16 protein-coding genes are annotated in these 16098 nt (G+C 35.6%); 10 read left to right on the forward strand and 6 right to left on the reverse strand.

Features of this window, described 5'->3' with window-relative positions; translation table 11 throughout:
- The first annotated feature begins 35 nt into the window (after positions 1-35).
- Positions 36-323, forward strand: a complete 288-nt coding sequence (locus tag BWGOE10_RS02885; RefSeq protein WP_001075217.1) for an ArsR/SmtB family transcription factor — start codon at positions 36-38, stop codon at positions 321-323.
- Between the two features lie 209 nt (positions 324-532).
- Positions 533-712: an acid-soluble spore protein H gene (locus BWGOE10_RS02890; protein ID WP_070140842.1), complete on the forward strand. Its 180-nt coding sequence runs from the start codon at positions 533-535 to the stop codon at positions 710-712.
- 40 nt (positions 713-752) lie between these two features.
- Here BWGOE10_RS02890 and BWGOE10_RS02895 read toward each other — a convergent pair whose 3' ends face one another.
- Both BWGOE10_RS02895 and BWGOE10_RS02900 read right to left on the reverse strand, forming a co-directional pair.
- Positions 753-2138 (reverse strand): peptide MFS transporter, encoded by a 1386-nt coding sequence (locus BWGOE10_RS02895; protein WP_070140843.1) that lies wholly within the window; start codon positions 2136-2138, stop codon positions 753-755.
- 379 nt (positions 2139-2517) lie between these two features.
- The gene (locus BWGOE10_RS02900; protein ID WP_002125165.1) at positions 2518-3486 is read right to left on the reverse strand and encodes an ABC transporter substrate-binding protein; all 969 of its coding nucleotides are present in this window, start codon (positions 3484-3486) and stop codon (positions 2518-2520) included.
- Between the two features lie 172 nt (positions 3487-3658).
- On the opposite strand from BWGOE10_RS02900, the gene BWGOE10_RS02905 reads away from it, so the two are divergent.
- The 3 genes from BWGOE10_RS02905 to BWGOE10_RS02915 are packed head-to-tail and all read left to right on the forward strand — an operon-like array spanning position 3659 to position 6552.
- On the forward strand, positions 3659-4663 hold the full coding sequence (locus tag BWGOE10_RS02905; protein WP_070140844.1) for a FecCD family ABC transporter permease: 1005 nt from the start codon (positions 3659-3661) through the stop codon (positions 4661-4663).
- Positions 4660-5718: a FecCD family ABC transporter permease gene (locus tag BWGOE10_RS02910; RefSeq protein ID WP_070140845.1), complete on the forward strand. Its 1059-nt coding sequence runs from the start codon at positions 4660-4662 to the stop codon at positions 5716-5718. Before BWGOE10_RS02905 ends, BWGOE10_RS02910 begins: the two co-directional genes overlap by 4 nt.
- A gap of 12 nt (positions 5719-5730) precedes the next feature.
- Positions 5731-6552: an ABC transporter ATP-binding protein gene (locus BWGOE10_RS02915; protein WP_002114020.1), complete on the forward strand. Its 822-nt coding sequence runs from the start codon at positions 5731-5733 to the stop codon at positions 6550-6552.
- Between the two features lie 28 nt (positions 6553-6580).
- Here the strand turns inward: BWGOE10_RS02915 and BWGOE10_RS02920 are convergent, their stop codons facing one another.
- Positions 6581-7312, reverse strand: coding sequence for a class I SAM-dependent methyltransferase (locus BWGOE10_RS02920; protein WP_070140846.1), 732 nt, complete (start codon positions 7310-7312; stop codon positions 6581-6583).
- Positions 7313-7525: 213 nt separating this feature from the next.
- Here BWGOE10_RS02920 and BWGOE10_RS02925 point away from each other — a divergent pair, with 213 nt between their 5' ends.
- The 4 genes from BWGOE10_RS02925 (at position 7526) to BWGOE10_RS02940 (ending at position 10789) form a co-directional block, all read left to right on the forward strand.
- Complete coding sequence (locus BWGOE10_RS02925; RefSeq protein ID WP_070140847.1) at positions 7526-8716, forward strand: glycine C-acetyltransferase; 1191 nt, start codon at positions 7526-7528, stop codon at positions 8714-8716.
- Between the two features lie 44 nt (positions 8717-8760).
- The gene (locus BWGOE10_RS02930) at positions 8761-9726 is read left to right on the forward strand and encodes an L-threonine 3-dehydrogenase (protein WP_070140848.1); all 966 of its coding nucleotides are present in this window, start codon (positions 8761-8763) and stop codon (positions 9724-9726) included.
- Between the two features lie 111 nt (positions 9727-9837).
- On the forward strand, positions 9838-10380 hold the full coding sequence (pyrE, locus tag BWGOE10_RS02935) for an orotate phosphoribosyltransferase (RefSeq protein ID WP_070140849.1): 543 nt from the start codon (positions 9838-9840) through the stop codon (positions 10378-10380).
- Positions 10367-10789: an NUDIX hydrolase gene (locus BWGOE10_RS02940; RefSeq protein WP_070140850.1), complete on the forward strand. Its 423-nt coding sequence runs from the start codon at positions 10367-10369 to the stop codon at positions 10787-10789. The genes pyrE and BWGOE10_RS02940 overlap by 14 nt, the downstream gene beginning before the upstream one ends.
- 40 nt (positions 10790-10829) lie before the next feature.
- On the opposite strand, the gene BWGOE10_RS02945 is transcribed toward BWGOE10_RS02940, so the two are convergent.
- From BWGOE10_RS02945 to BWGOE10_RS02955, 3 genes are all read right to left on the reverse strand, one after another.
- Entirely contained in the window at positions 10830-12713 is a 1884-nt protein-coding gene (locus BWGOE10_RS02945) for a vWA domain-containing protein (protein WP_070140851.1), read from the reverse strand.
- Between the two features lie 3 nt (positions 12714-12716).
- On the reverse strand, positions 12717-13610 hold the full coding sequence (locus BWGOE10_RS02950) for an ATP-binding protein (protein ID WP_070140852.1): 894 nt from the start codon (positions 13608-13610) through the stop codon (positions 12717-12719).
- A 127-nt stretch (positions 13611-13737) separates the two neighbouring features.
- On the reverse strand, positions 13738-15267 hold the full coding sequence (locus BWGOE10_RS02955; protein ID WP_070140853.1) for a cardiolipin synthase: 1530 nt from the start codon (positions 15265-15267) through the stop codon (positions 13738-13740).
- Between the two features lie 336 nt (positions 15268-15603).
- Here BWGOE10_RS02955 and BWGOE10_RS02960 point away from each other — a divergent pair, with 336 nt between their 5' ends.
- Positions 15604-15927 carry a cobalt transporter gene (locus BWGOE10_RS02960; RefSeq protein WP_070140854.1) on the forward strand — a complete coding sequence of 108 codons (324 nt, stop codon included), beginning with the start codon at positions 15604-15606 and terminating at the stop codon, positions 15925-15927.
- The last annotated feature ends 171 nt before the right edge of the window (positions 15928-16098 follow it).

The raw sequence follows: 16098 nt of genomic DNA on the forward strand, positions 1-16098 counted from the left end.
TAAAGAAAATAAAAAACGAAAATGAGGGGAACTTTATGAACCAAAATCAATTTGACTGTCGTATTTCAGAAGAAGACGTACAGATGTTAAGAGCATTAGCGCATCCACTTCGTCTACGTCTAGTAATGGAACTAATGCAGCGTGGAACATGTAATGTAACACAATTACAAGAGGTATTAGAAATTCCGCAATCAACTGTTTCGCAGCATTTAACGAAATTAAAACAAAATAAAGTAGTACGCTTTGAGAGACGCGGGTTAGAAGTGTACTATCAAATTCATAACGATAAAGTAAGTGAAGTAGTAAAAACATTATTTTCTTAATTTTTGAATATTATGGAAAGAAGACGTGTGAAATATACGTCTTTTTTTATTTGGAAAGGATCTAATAATAGGAAGATTTGAGAGCGTATATATATTAGCACGTTAGAAAGAAACAAACTATTGGTTGAAGTGCTAAATTGACGGAATATATTCTGAAGGGATATGAAAAGATAGAAAGGAGTGTTGTAAGCCAAAGGAGGAATAATATAATGGATGTAAAACGTGTAAAACAGATATTATCTTCTTCAAGTAGAATTGATGTTATATATGAGGGAGTCCCCGTATGGATTGAGAGCTGTGATGAGCAGAAGGGGAGTGCTCAAGTGTATGACGTATCCAACCCAGGAGAGAGCGTTCACGTGGATATGACGGCTTTAGAAGAGATGTAATAGAAAAGACGCTTCTAATTGTAGAAGCGTCTTTTTTGTGTTATTCCATCATACTTGCAACTTTTTTAGAGCAGAGAAGAAGTACAAATCCTAGGACGATAACGATAATACCGATACTTGCAAATACTTCAAGATAGCCTAATGATTGTGTAAAGGAAGCAAGCTTACCAGCTAACCAGTTAGCCATACCTGAACCAGCTAACCATACACCCATTAGTAATGATGCTAATTTAACAGGTGCAATTGCACTTACCATTGATAGACCGATTGGTGATAAGAATAGTTCGCCAATTGTATGGAACATATAAGTGATAACGATGAATAATAAGTTTGCTTTAACAGTTATATCAGCTTCATTACTTCCAGTTTTTAGAACCGCTAATGTTAAAACAAGGTAACCTATACCTAGTAAAATCATACCAAATGCCATTTTTGTTGGTACTTTTAAATCGCCACGCTTTGATTTAGAAAGTTTTAACCATAGCATAGATACGAATGGTGCAAGTAGTACGATGAATGCTGGGTTAACTGATTGGAACCAAGATGTTGGAACTTCCCATCCGAAAATTGTACGATCTACGAATTTATCTGTATAAAGTGTTAAAGAACTACCAGCTTGTTCAAATCCTGCCCAGAAGAATACAACGAAACAAGTTAAAATTACAATTGCCCAAGTGCGATTTTTTTCTTGTTTTGTTAAAGGTTTCTTTTCAGTTGTAGGTTGATTTTTTGTTTTTTTACCAACAACTGTTGTTCCTGCTGTACCAAGGTAGCGAGGAGCTAATAAGTTGAAAACAATTTGGCCAATAATCATACCGATACAAGCTGCTAAGAATCCGTATTTATATCCCATAACCATAACGCCATCAACGCTTGTTTTAAAGAAATCTTCTGCTAAAAATCCACAAATAAGTGGAGCGAAGAAAGCACCTACGTTAATACCCATATAGAAGATAGTAAATGCACTGTCACGACGTGAATCATTTTCGTCATACAATTCACCTAACAGTGTAGAAATATTTGGTTTAAAGAATCCATTACCAATAACTAATAGTACTAATCCAAGGAATAGTCCTGTTTTTGTATTCATGGAGAATAGTACAAAGTTACCAATCGCCATAATAATTCCGCCGAGAGTAATGGCATGACGTCTTGTAATATAATGATCAGTTAGCCATCCGCCTATAATTGGCATGAAATATACTGCCGCTGTAAAAGTACCATATAATTGCACTGCAACTGCCTTATCAAATCCTAACCCGCCACTAACAGCAGCAGTTGTTAAATAAAGAACTAAAAGGCCACGCATTCCATAATAACTAAATCTTTCCCACATTTCTGTTAAGAACAACAAATATAATCCTGGTGGATGTTTTTTTGGTGATTGTTGTTCTCCAGCTTTTTCTAATTTTAAAGCTGCATCCATTTTTGTTTCCCCCTAATCCTTTATAACGGATATTTATGTAATTATTTTAATTCACAAAATATTTAGAAGTCAATAGAATTATATGGAAATAGCAAGAAAATTTCTAAAAAAATCTATTTTTCTTCAACCGTTATTGTATTTTTCCCTGAAAACAAGATAATAAGCGTTTTCAAATGTAGTAATTGAATTCTAAAAGAAAGTAAAATAGTGATAAATCAGAAAATTTAGATTAGAATATTTATTCTGATATAGAGAAAATAAACTATATTTACTTTTATAATATAACATATCGGGAATAAAAATACAAAATGAAATAATGTGATACTTCAGTGAAATGAAAAAACCAGCTCCATAAAAGAGGGAGCTGGTTAGAATGAAATTATTTAACAAAGCGTTTTTCAATGTCGTCTAGTAGTAAGTTAGCAGCCATTACACCGCCAGCTGTATTCCAAATAACGTCGTCAACTTTGTATGCTTTTCCGTTCTTTACTGCATTTAAGTTTTTAAATAGAGGATCATTTATATATTCTTTTTCTAGTTCAGAACCTTTCTTCTCATTGCCTTTATCGAATGTGAAGTAGAATAATACATCACCATCCATTGCAGAAATACGCTCTTTAGATACGTTACGCTCTGCGAAATCATCTTTATTTTGATCACCAGGACGTTTAAATCCAAGTTCTTTTAAAATAACGCCAGAGAATGTATCGCCATGATAAATACGAACATCACCAGGCATAAAGCGTACCATAGAAATTTCTTGATTTACTGTATCACCAAGTTTGCCTTTTAAATCTTCCATACGTTTTCCGTAATCAGCTAAAACCTTTTGACCTTCTTTTTCCTTATTTAAAGCTTTTGCATAAAATTTGAAGTTATCTTTCCATTCACCACGTAATGTTTCCGAGAAAACAGTAGGTGCAATAGCTTTTAATTGCTCATACACTTTTTCGTGGCGCATTTTGTTACCGATAATTAAGTCTGGTTTTAAAGAAGCGATAGTTTCAACGTTAACTTGTCCTTCATCGCCAACAACTTTTACATCTTTCATTTTATCCTTAATATGCGGATACCATGGGTCACCTGTCCAAGACTTTACAGCCCCAACTGGTTTTACACCTAATTCGAGTAAAGCTTCAGTTCCTTCATTAGTTAAAATAACTACACGTTTTGGATTGGCAGGAACTTCTGTTTTACCCATTGCGTGCTCAACCGTAATCATTTCTTTTTTATTATCTTCTTTTGTTGATTCTTCTTTGTTATTTGATTTTCCACAAGCACTTAAAAGAAGTGAAAAAGCTAGTAGAAATACAAATACTGTAAACGATTTCTTTTGCATGAAATTCATTATGTACCCCCTACATGTTGAGAATATTTTTCAATAGCAAGCATGATATTAAGCCTTTATCTTTGGATTGTCAATATATATTACTGAAAATAGTTCTCATTATCGTTGACAATGAGAATTAAGTTGAAATACACTTACAACGTATCATTATACATTGAAGGGGAAACGCTGCATGTTATTAAAAACAAATCAAGCAAAATGGATTGGATTACTTGTTGGAATCATTGCAGTCGTTATTTGTATTTGGGGAAGCATTATTTTCGGATATACAAATACGAGTTGGAAATTAGCTTTAGATGCTTTTTTCCATTTTAATGGTTCAAATGAGCATATTATTATTCAAAATGTGCGTCTACCAAGGGCGTTAATTGCAGCAAGTGTTGGTGCTAGTTTAGCCATTGCGGGTTGTTTAATGCAAACTTTAACAAAGAACCCGCTTGCTTCTCCAGATTTTATTGGATTAAATTCAGGCGCTGCGTTCTTCATAGTTGTAGCAATTGTTATCTTTTCCGTGACATCATTATCAGCTTTCACGTGGATCGCCTTTTTAGGAGCAGCAGTTGCAGCAGTACTTGTATTTGCCTCTAGTTCTTTAGGAAAAGAAGGGACAACACCTCTTAAGTTAACATTAGCAGGTGTAGCAATTAGTGCTTTATTTTCATCATTAACACAAGGGTTACTTGTTTTAAATGAAAAGGCGATGGAAGAGGTATTATTTTGGCTTGCGGGATCTGTGCAAGGAAGAAAGTTAGAAATTTTACAATCTGTATTCCCGTATTTATTAGTAGGATGGATTGCATCTCTTATGATGGCAGGGAAAGTAAATACATTGATGATGGGAGAAGACGTCGCAAAAGGACTTGGACAACGAACAATTTTAATGAAATCATTCGTGTTACTTATTATTGTACTGTTGTCTGGTGGTTCAGTTGCGGTTGCTGGTCCAATTGGATTTATTGGTATTGTGACTCCGCATTTTGCCAGATTTCTTGTTGGAGTAGATCACAGGTGGAGAGTACCGTATAGCGGTTTGTTAGGTGCAATACTACTAATCTTAGCTGATATAGCAGCAAGATATGTCATTATGCCACAAGAAGTACCAGTAGGGGTTATGACAGCATTTATTGGTGCACCGTTCTTTATTTATATTGCACGTAAGAGAGGGCTTAGCAAATGAAGAAGTATATTCCATTTCGTATTGGAAAAGGCGGGCTCTCGTTTTTAATGTACAAACGAGCTTGTCTCGTCTTATTGAGTTTACTAGTTGTATTAATAGGGTTATTTTTTGCGAGCGCAGGTATGGGAGATATGAAAATTGCTCCTTATGACGTATGGCAAGCGATTACCGGAAATGGTGATGCGATGTCAAATATGGTTGTAAATAAGTTTCGTATGCCGCGTATTTTAATTGCTATTCTCGTAGGAATTGCGCTTGCGGTAGCAGGTTGTATTTTACAAGGGCTCGTTCGAAATCCACTTGCTTCTCCGGATATTATCGGAATTACGGGCGGGGCAAGTGTTGCAGTTGTACTCTTTTTAGCTATATTTAGTGATAAAAACAATGCGCTAACAGTAAGCATTCATTATATGCCGCTAGCAGCTTTTGCTGGGGCAACAATTGTAGCGTTTTTTGTATATTTATTTGCATGGAAAAATGATGGATTATCACCGATTAGTCTCGTTTTAATTGGTGTTGGATTTTGGGCATTAACGAAAGCAGCAACAACTTTATTTATGTTATTAGCACCGATTTATCAAGCAAGTCAAGCGAATGTATGGATCACAGGTACTGTTTATGGTTCTTCATGGCAAAATGTTATGGTACTTGCGCCTTGGGTTCTCATTTTAACGACAATATCATTTATCGCTGCGAGACATTTAAATGCACAAGAGCTAGGGGATGATATAGCAGTGGGACTTGGTGTTCCTTTAACGAAGTCGCGTGTATTTATGTTGTTACTTAGTACAGCTTTAATTGGTGGAGCAGTTGCCTTTGCAGGAGGAATTGGATTTGTTGGTTTAATGGCACCTCATATTTCACGAAGGTTAGTTGGCTCTTTCTACGGTGCATTGCTCCCAGTTGCGGCGATTATCGGTGCAATTCTAGTACTTGCTGCAGATTTAATTGGGCGTACAGTTTTCGCGCCACTTGAAATTCCAGCAGGGGTATTTACATCAGCAATTGGTGCACCTTATTTTATTTATTTACTTTATAAAAGTCGGAATTCATAAAGGGAGATGAATATGCAAAAAGCATTGGAGACGAAACGCTTGACGCTGTCGTATGGTGAAACGATTATTATTGATGAGCTGAATTTAGAAATTCCAAAAGGAGAAATTACAATCTTCATCGGTTCTAACGGTTGTGGTAAATCAACTTTATTACGTTCACTAGCTAGATTATTAAAGCCAACAACCGGTGACATTTTGTTAGATAATCAAGCAATTCAAAGCATGCAAACGAAGCAAATCGCTCGTCAAATGGCGATTTTACCGCAAGGGCCACAAGCACCGGAAGGACTTACAGTATTACAACTTGTTAAGCAAGGACGTTATCCATATCAAACATGGCTGAAGCAATGGTCAGAAAAAGATGAGGAAATGGTACAAAAAGCGCTTGCGGCAACGGGTATGACAGAATTTGCTGAGCGTGATGTTCATGCTCTTTCAGGTGGACAACGTCAACGTGCTTGGATTGCAATGACTCTTGCACAAGATACCGATATTATTTTACTGGATGAGCCAACTACATATTTAGATATGACTCACCAAATTGAAGTGTTAGATTTATTATTCGAATTAAATGAAACAGAGAAAAGAACGATTGTTATGGTATTGCATGATTTGAACTTGGCATGCCGTTATGCAGACAATATTGTAGCTATTCAGGATAAACAAATATATGCGCAAGGTAAACCAGAAGAAGTTGTTGATCAAAAGTTAGTTCGTGATGTATTCCGTATGGAGTGTCAAATAAGCGCTGATCCGTTATTTGGAACACCGCTCTGTATCCCGCATGGAAGAGGAAGAAGTGTACGTAAAGAAGCTGTTCAGGCGATGAGATAAAAAAACGATGAGTAATTCATCGTTTTTTTTATTTTTTGCAAGAAAATAGTAGGAAAAGGGGAATACGTAAGCGACGTTCATATTCTTCTTTACTCTGAAAATAGGTTTGATTTGGTGTAGCTTCTTTTAGGTTTGTAATGGTAAATCCGGCTTGTTGTAATAATGTAAAATATTCCTCAGTTGTCCGATGATATTTAATAACCTCTTGATCAATCCACGGCTCAACTCGTTTCCCCGTTTTGAAATAATCATCGACGAGCCAGCTAGTTCTTTTACAACTTGTTTGTAAGCTTTCAAACGAAGAGGTAATAACGGGATGTTGAACGCTAAAGGTAAAGGTCCCGTTTGGTTTTAAAGTTTGAAACACATTTTGAAAAATAATATCAAGGTGTTCAATATAATGTAAGGCGAGTCTAGATGTTACTAAATCAAAAGTAGAAGGAGGATAGGTATAGTCTTTGAGGTTTAGCAAATGGACAGTACCATTTTTATTTTCTAGGTGCTTATTAGCTTTTTCATACATACGCTCGGAGCCTTCAATGCCGGTGTAAGAGTGGCAGCCATTTTCTAATAATTCCTCGCCAAATTTTGCATCACCACAACCTAAATCGAGAATTTGTTTTCTTTGTACATTACCAATGAGCTGAAAGAATGCTGGTTTTTCAAGTGATTCGTTTGGACTATTTTCTCGATATCTTCGCTTCATATAGTGTTCTAAAAACGATTCGTTATTATATACATCAGATTCAGTAAATGCCATGTTTGAAGCCCCCTTGAATATTTTTTTCATTCTATCAAATATGAAAAGTAAATAATAGATTTCTTGTAATGAATCGTATATAATCTAAAATTGTAAGCGGTTTCTTTAAACTATTTTTCTATAATAAATTCTGAAAACGTGTTAAGCTAGTAGAGGGATTATTAGAACTATTAAGATAATAATTCGCTTACATGAACGATGGGAGGCTTCACGATGTCTAGTAAAACACTTGCAAACTTTTTAGAAGAAAATTTAGAGGATTTAAAATCAAAGGGGCTTTATAACGTAATTGATCCGCTTGAAAGTCCAAATGGACCGATTATTACAATTGGCGGAAAAGAATATATTAACTTATCTTCAAACAACTATCTTGGATTAGCGACTGATAATCGCTTACAAGAAGCAGCAATTGGTGCAATTCATAAGTACGGCGTTGGAGCAGGAGCTGTTCGTACAATTAATGGTACTTTAGATTTGCATATCAAATTAGAAGAAACAATTGCAAAGTTTAAACATACAGAAGCAGCAATTGCTTATCAATCAGGATTTAACTGTAATATGGCAGCGATTTCAGCCGTTATGGATAAAAATGATGCGATTCTTTCAGATGAATTAAACCATGCATCTATTATTGATGGTAGTCGTCTATCAAGAGCGAAAATCATCGTTTATAAGCATTCTGATATGGAAGATTTACGCAAAAAAGCAATCGAGGCAAAAGAATCAGGTCTTTACAATAAATTAATGGTTATTACAGACGGTGTTTTCTCAATGGATGGAGATATTGCAAAATTACCAGAGATTGTTGAAATTGCAGAAGAGCTGGATTTAATGACATATGTAGATGATGCACACGGTTCAGGTGTACTTGGCAAAGGTGCAGGTACTGTAAAACATTTCGGCCTTTCTGATAAAGTTGATTTCCAAATTGGTACATTATCAAAAGCAATTGGGGTAATTGGTGGATATGTAGCTGGGAAACAAAACTTAATCGATTGGTTAAAAGTGCGTTCACGTCCATTCTTATTCTCAACAGCTTTAACACCAGCTGATGCAGCTGCTTGTATGAGATCAATTGAAATTTTAATGGAAAGCACAGAGTTACACGATCTTTTATGGGAAAATGGTCGCTATTTAAAACAAGGGTTAAAAGAACTTGGCTTTAACATTGGAGAAAGTGAAACACCAATTACACCTTGTATTATTGGTGATGAAGTATTAACACAAGAATTTAGTAAACGTCTAAATGAAGAAGGCGTATATGCAAAATCTATCGTATTCCCAACCGTAGCAAAAGGAATGGGACGCGTTCGTAATATGCCTACAGCAGCTCATACGAAAGAAATGTTAGATGAAGCAATTCGTAAGTATGAAAAAGTAGGGAAAGAAATGGGTATCATTTAATTAACGACATCTTTTGAATAGCTTGCAAATGAGGAGTGGGAAAAATGAAAAAAATTCTAGTAACCGGTTCTTTGGGGCAAATTGGTTCTGAACTAGTAATGAAACTTCGTGATGTATACGGTGCATCAAATGTTATTGCAACAGATATTCGTGAAACAGATAGTGAAGTAGTAAAGTCTGGTCCATTTGAAACGTTAGATGTAACGGATGGACAAAAATTACATGATATTGCAAAGCGTAATGAAGTAGATACAATTATTCATTTAGCGGCTTTACTTTCAGCAACTGCAGAAAAAAATCCGTTATTTGCTTGGAATTTAAACATGGGCGGACTTGTAAATGCATTAGAAGCAGCACGTGAATTAAACTGTAAGTTTTTCACGCCAAGTTCTATCGGTGCATTTGGTCCATCAACGCCAAAAGATAATACACCACAAGATACAATTCAGCGTCCTACTACGATGTATGGGGTAAACAAAGTAGCAGGAGAATTACTATGTGATTATTATCATCAAAAGTTTGGCGTTGATACGCGCGGCGTACGTTTCCCAGGCTTAATTTCTTACGTAGCTCCTCCAGGAGGCGGAACAACTGACTATGCAGTTGAAATTTATTATGAGGCGATTAAAAAAGGTGCATACACCTCATACATTGCAGAAGGAACATACATGGACATGATGTATATGCCAGATGCTTTACAAGCAATCATCTCATTAATGGAAGCTGATCCAAATAAACTAGTTCATAGAAATGCGTTTAACATTACAGCAATGAGCTTTGAACCAGAGCAAATCGCAGCATCAATTCGTAAACACATTCCGAACTTTACAATGGATTACGCAGTAGATCCTGCTCGTCAAACAATTGCTGATAGCTGGCCAAATTCTATTGACGCAACTGCGGCAATGAAAGAGTGGGGCTTTAAAGCAGAATATGATTTAGACAAAATGACAACTGACATGCTGGCTAAGTTAAAAAAAAAGCTCGCATCTGAGTTAGTAATGAATTAATAGGAAGAGTCGATTTTTAGGAATCGACTCTTTTATTTGTATTTTTAGGAATATGCAAATAATTCTAAATGTGATAGAATGAGTTAATTTGTGCATAAAGGGGAGAGGGAAATGGAGAAATGGGAGTTAGCAAGGGGAATTTATAATACGTCGCGTTTAAAGGGAACATTTAAGCTTCGATCAGGACAAGTATCAGATCAATACTTTGATAAGTACTTATTCGAATCTAATCCAGTACTGTTATTAGAAATTGCCAAACAATTGAAAGAGCTCATTCCTCCTGAAACAGAAGTATTAGCAGGATTGGAGATGGGAGGAGTTCCAGTAGCAACAGCATTATCTTTACAAACAGGGATTCCAGTTGTATTTGTAAGAAAAGAAGCGAAGAAATATGGAACATGTAAGTTAGCAGAGGGTGTTGATATTGTTGGGAAAAATGTTTGTGTCGTAGAAGATGTCATTACGACAGGCGGTCAAATATTATTAAGCACGAAAGATTTAAGAGAATTAGGAGCGAATGTGAACCATGTTCTAGGTGTCATTGAGCGTACAAAAGAAGGCAGAGAAAACTTATTAGAAGATGGATTACAATTACATTCTTTATTTACAATGGATGAGTTAATTGAAGGAGAAAAGCAACATGCAAAGAGTTGATGTTGTATATGCACTAATATACGATAGCGAAAAAGATAAAGTATTAATGGTACATAATGTAGAACAAAACGTTTGGTCATTGCCAGGCGGGGCTGTTGAAAAAGGAGAAACGTTAGAGCAAGCACTAGTAAGAGAAGTGAAAGAAGAGACAGGTTTAACTGCTACACTCAGTGGACTTGTCGCAATAAATGAGAAGTTTTTTGAAGAGAAAGGACATCATGCATTATTTTTTACATTCCGAGCAAATGTAGTAACAGGTGAACTTGGTGCAGAAGATGAAGGAGAAATTTCCGCAATCGAGTGGGTGGATCGAACAATCGCGAATGAGCGATTCCCATACTACGATGGAGGGTTCGAATTATTATTAGAAGTTTCCATTCCATACAAGTTTCAACGAGAAACAAAGTAAGTTAACGAAGAAAAAAAGGAGCCTCGTGGCTCCTTTTTTTCTATTCAATCGTCTTCAATAATAGTTTCTTCAACAATGGTTTAATCTTCAGGCGTAAATCTTCAGCATGATTTGCAACTAAGAAGTGGTGGTTATAAATGTTTTTCATTAGTTGATAAGTCGCTTCTTTCGCTTCGCCTTCTTCGATAAAGATGCCGATTACTTCCATACCACTTTTACGAGCAAGTTTGACTGCTTCGTGCGTATCTAAAATTCCGTCTTGTTGATAGTCTAGTGCAGAAGGTTCACCATCTGTAAAGACAAGTAAGAATTTATGTTTTTCTGGTCTTTTCGCAAGCTTTTCGGAAACGATACGAATAATATACCCGTCGCGGTTATCTTCTTCTTCGCGAAGTTGCATAATTTCTGGACCGACGTTTGGTAACGTTGAGTTTTTATATGTCACAACTTCATGGATAACGTTCGGTTTATCTTCAGGTTTAGCACTAGAAGCATCTTCCCAAAATCCACTAATAGCGTGCGGGATTTTTAAAGATTTTAAAGCTTCATGGAATAGGACCACACTCTTCTTCGTTTCTTCCATTTTGTTATACATAGAACCAGAGCAGTCCACTAATAGTTGGAATGCAACGTCTAATTCTTGAGATTCTTGTCCTTTTTTATAAAACATACGCGGCTGCTTTTCAGTATAGATACGAAGGAATTTCTTACGAAGTCTTCCGTAATATTTATCACTGTTTGCATTCGTTTTGTTTTCAATTGTTTTTTCGATAATTTTCTTTAATTCTTTTACATCTTTATTAACGACTGATTTGATAGCTTGGTAATCTTTTTTCTCATCAGGATTTGATTTGCGAGCTTCTTTAAATGTATGAGAAGCTCCCACATTATACTTGCCGTATGCACCGTCGTTTTGACTAGAAGCATGAGACGCTCTTGCTTCCTCTGTATCAGCACCATCAAAGTTAGATTGTGTACTTTTTTGGGAAGTACCTTGTACAGAACCAAGTGCTTGGTCACCATCTTCTGATTCACGAGCAGTATCACCCATCATATTTGTTTTTGTTCCGCTTTCTAATTCGAAGCGTAAAAAGTTCTCGTTTTCATTGTTTTTATTTTCACGATGCCATGTCGAGAAGCTTTCATCCATTTTGTTTTTGTTGTCATCGTCATCTATGATTTGCGTATCATCATTTGCTAATTTTTCAGCGCGACTGTCTTTCTCATCCGCAATAACAGATAAGTAAAGCGGGGCATGTCCGAAATAATTATTAAGCATATCACTTTCAAGAAGTCCTTCTAAGCGATAGCGAATTTTCTCAACGATATACATAATATCTTCCGTATTACGAGCTTGGAATGTTTCATGCAAAATTGATTCAATTTGCTCGAAATATTCATTATTAAACATTTCATATTTATCACTCGTTAATGAAAGATAGCATAGACAAAATAGACGATCACCGTGATAGTTACGAACACGATTTATTTCATTTTGTGAGCCAAAGTAATTGCGATACATTTCTTTTCGGCGTTTAAAAATATGCTTTGTGCCAGGTCGTAAACTTTTGACGATTTCCTCAACACGTAAATCTTCTAATAGAACAAATAATTGTGTTAAAAACTTTTTTAGAGGTGATTCTTGTAATTCAATCGCATAAGAACGAATTAAAGTCATGTCCGAGTAATGTTTATTACCAAGTGCCTTTAAGAACACTTCGCTTTTTAAGCCGATTACTGTATCCTCTTCTTTTCGATCATCCCAAAAGTGACTAATGACAACCTTTTTTTCAATTTCGTCGTAGTATGCTTTATAACCATACTCAAGATAGGCATCGTCTTCTTTTAGAAGAGCATACATTAAGTTTTCCATTTGTAGAAACAGCGACGCATCAATTTTTTTGTCACTAAAAATTTGTCTCATGAATTATCCCTCAAAGAAATAACTTTCTGCTAATTCACGGACAGTCATTTGTTCTGTTTCATCGTTTAATTTTGCGATAATACTACGTTCAATTGCACGCATAACAGGAATATATACACCTAAATCACATGCATCGATAATGCCACGAATACTAGCCGCTTCTTCACTTACGCGTCCATCACGAGCTAAAGGCATAAGATCGCTTGCGAATGCAACGAACTTTTCAATTGTTGCAACATCATTTAATTTTGATTCAGATAGTAATAGCTCTTTTAATGTATCACCTTGAATGTAAGGAACTTCAATAATAACGAAACGGTTTTTTAACGCTTCGTTTAGTTCACTTGTCCCAACATAACCTTCGTTAATCGCAGCAATTACGCGATATTCGTCATCACCGTATACAACTTCTTGTGTAAATGGGTTAGTAATCATTTTACGGTAATCTAACGCACCATGAAGAAGTGGTAACGTTTCAGGTTTTGCCATATTGATTTCATCAATATATAGGAAATGACCGTTCTTCATTGCCTTCATAAGAGGACCGTTAACGAATGTAACTTCAGATGCACCATCTTTTGTTTGTAATGTGTTGTATCCTAAAATACCTTCTACATCTAAGTCGACAGAACAGTTAATGCTATGCATTGGTTTTTGGAATAAAGAAGAAAGAGTTTCCGCTAGTACTGTTTTACCACTACCAGTTGGTCCTTTTAATAGAATGTTTTTACCAAGTAAAAGTGCTGTAATGGCATCTTCAATAATGCTATTATCAGATGCTTTATATATTTTCTTTCCAATTAAATGTGCATTTTCGCCAGCTTCTTGTTTATTCTTTTCGTGAATGGCTGAGAGCTGTTGCTTTAAATCAGCATGTATATGAAATTGTTCTAACATGTATTTCCCACCTAACATTATTTTCATAAAGTAATACATCTTATGATAACTTGTTTTAATATGGTATGCAAAGAAAAGGAGAGAGGGGAAATGTAAAAGAAAAAGCAATCAATATTATATTGATTGCTTATAGCAAAGGAGAAATGAGTCGCATGAAAGACTCTAATATTCGTTTTTTGATACTTCTTTTTTGGAACGAGTTCCATTTAATTTCAGTGGAATGCTTAAAGTCTTCTTCGAAATCATGTTTAATATCATGAACGGTGTCTGATTCATAAAGTACACTAATAATTTCATAATTTAATTCAAAGCTACGTACATCCATATTTGCTGTTCCAATTGTTGCAATCTTATCATCAACGAGTACAATTTTCGCATGCATAAAACCATCTTTATAACTGTAAATGGAAGCACCAGCTTTTAAAAGTGGAGTGAAATAGGATTGAGATGCTTGATCACTAATAATACTATCACTTTTACCTGGATATAAAATGCGTACATCTATGCCGGATATTGCACTTAAGCGTAATAATGTTAAAGTTTCTTGATCTGGAATAAAGTATGGCGTAGCGATCCAAATAGATTTTTTGGCAGAGCCCATAACAGCTAGTAATGTATTACGAATACTTTTATCATCTGAGCTTGGTCCACTTGCTACAATTTGAACAGCGCCTTCTGCATTCGAAATTTCTTTACCAGGGAAGTATTGTACATTCATAAATTGATCCCAAGAATAGTTACTTAAACCACTAGAGGCATAGAGCCAATCTTCTAGAAAGATTGCTTGTAATTTATATAATGCTTTTCCTTCTATTTTTAAATGACTATCACGCCAAACGGGGAATTTCTTTGAACGGCCGAGATATTCGTCACCGACGTTGAGTCCTCCAGTAAACCCAATTTCTCCATCTACAATAACAATTTTACGATGGTTACGATAATTGACTGTTTCAAGTAACCAAGCTGAAAAAATAGGATCAAATTCCACAATTTCAATTCCAGCTTCTTTCATAGGCTGTAAAAATCGTCTTCTTAACGTGTTACTTCCGAGTCCATCATAAAGGAAGCGTACAATAACCCCCGATTTTGCCTTTTTTATTAAAGCATCCCGAACTTTTGTACCAATCTCATCGGCTTTATAAATATAGTATTGAATATGTATATGGTGTTTTGCATGCTCAATAGCTTGCAGAATTTCTGAAAATGTTTGATCTCCGTTTGTTAAAAGTTTTGTAGTCGTTCTATCTGCGGCAGGACCGCCTCCAAATTTTTGTACTACTTCTGTTAAATGTATAGAACGCTCATGTAATGGGACTGTAAGAGACAGTTCTAGTCGTCTTCCTTCTAATATTTCACGGAATAATTTTCTTTGTTCTTCTGAACGATGAAGATGTTTTTTTCTTCTCCAACGGCTACGCCCGAAAATAGAGTATAAAAGCACACCTACAACAGGAAGAAGTGCTAATACTAAAAACCACGCTAAGGTGCTTTGGGGAGATCTATTTTCGATAAAAATAACAAATGAAATTCCTACGATTGTGATGGACCATAGAGCACCAACAAACGTATATAACGAAATGACCGATGTATTTAATAGGAAAAGAACGATAGATACGATTGTAAATATTAATAATAATTGAACGATAGGTTTCTTCATTTCTATAAAATTCCTCTAATCTTTCTTAAATATAGACTTCTTATATAAAAGGTGTAATCTGACATTCTTATTATAAAGTGTTTTGTTTTTTTTACAAAATATAGACATTTTCCCCATACTTTCCGCATTTGTCCTACATACAGTATATTATTACATTTTTATATAGAAAAGGGGATGAATAAAATGTACGGTCGTCCAATTGGAGGATTTGGTCATGGCGGATACGGTTATCCTTATTATTCAGATTATCCATACTATGCGGATTATCAACAGAATCCTTATTATTCCACATATTAAAGAGAGGCAGAACTATATGCTAAAAGGAGAGGAAGAAAAATGAACTATACTGGAAATTACGGAGGATATGATCGGAATCATCACGGAGGGCACAATCATCATGGTGGACATAATCATCACGGTGGACACAATCATTATGATCATCACCACCATCACGGCGGCGGCTGGAGTGGCGGCTCGTGGGGAGGAGGATTCTTTCCTGGAAGTTTTGCTGGTGGAGTATTAGGAGGACTTACAGCTGGAGCATTAACAGGCGCAGCTAGTGGTGGGGGATATTACCCAGCGTCGTATCCAGTAACTTACCCAATGCCATATCCAGCACCATATCCAGGTTATCAGCAAATACCGTATCCAAATTATTAAACTAAAAAAGAGGATATCCTCTTTTTTAGTTTAATAATTTATAAAATATTTCCAAAATCAAGGTGAAAATATGTTAATATTTTATTATTATAATTCAATGTGTTAAATGCAAATTTTGGTTTTATCCGGCTATTTGCGGGCAGTAAAACTCCCACCTCAAAATTCATCTGG

The sequence above is a fragment of the Bacillus mycoides genome, from assembly GCF_001757995.1.
Taxonomy (GTDB): domain Bacteria; phylum Bacillota; class Bacilli; order Bacillales; family Bacillaceae_G; genus Bacillus_A; species Bacillus_A mycoides_B.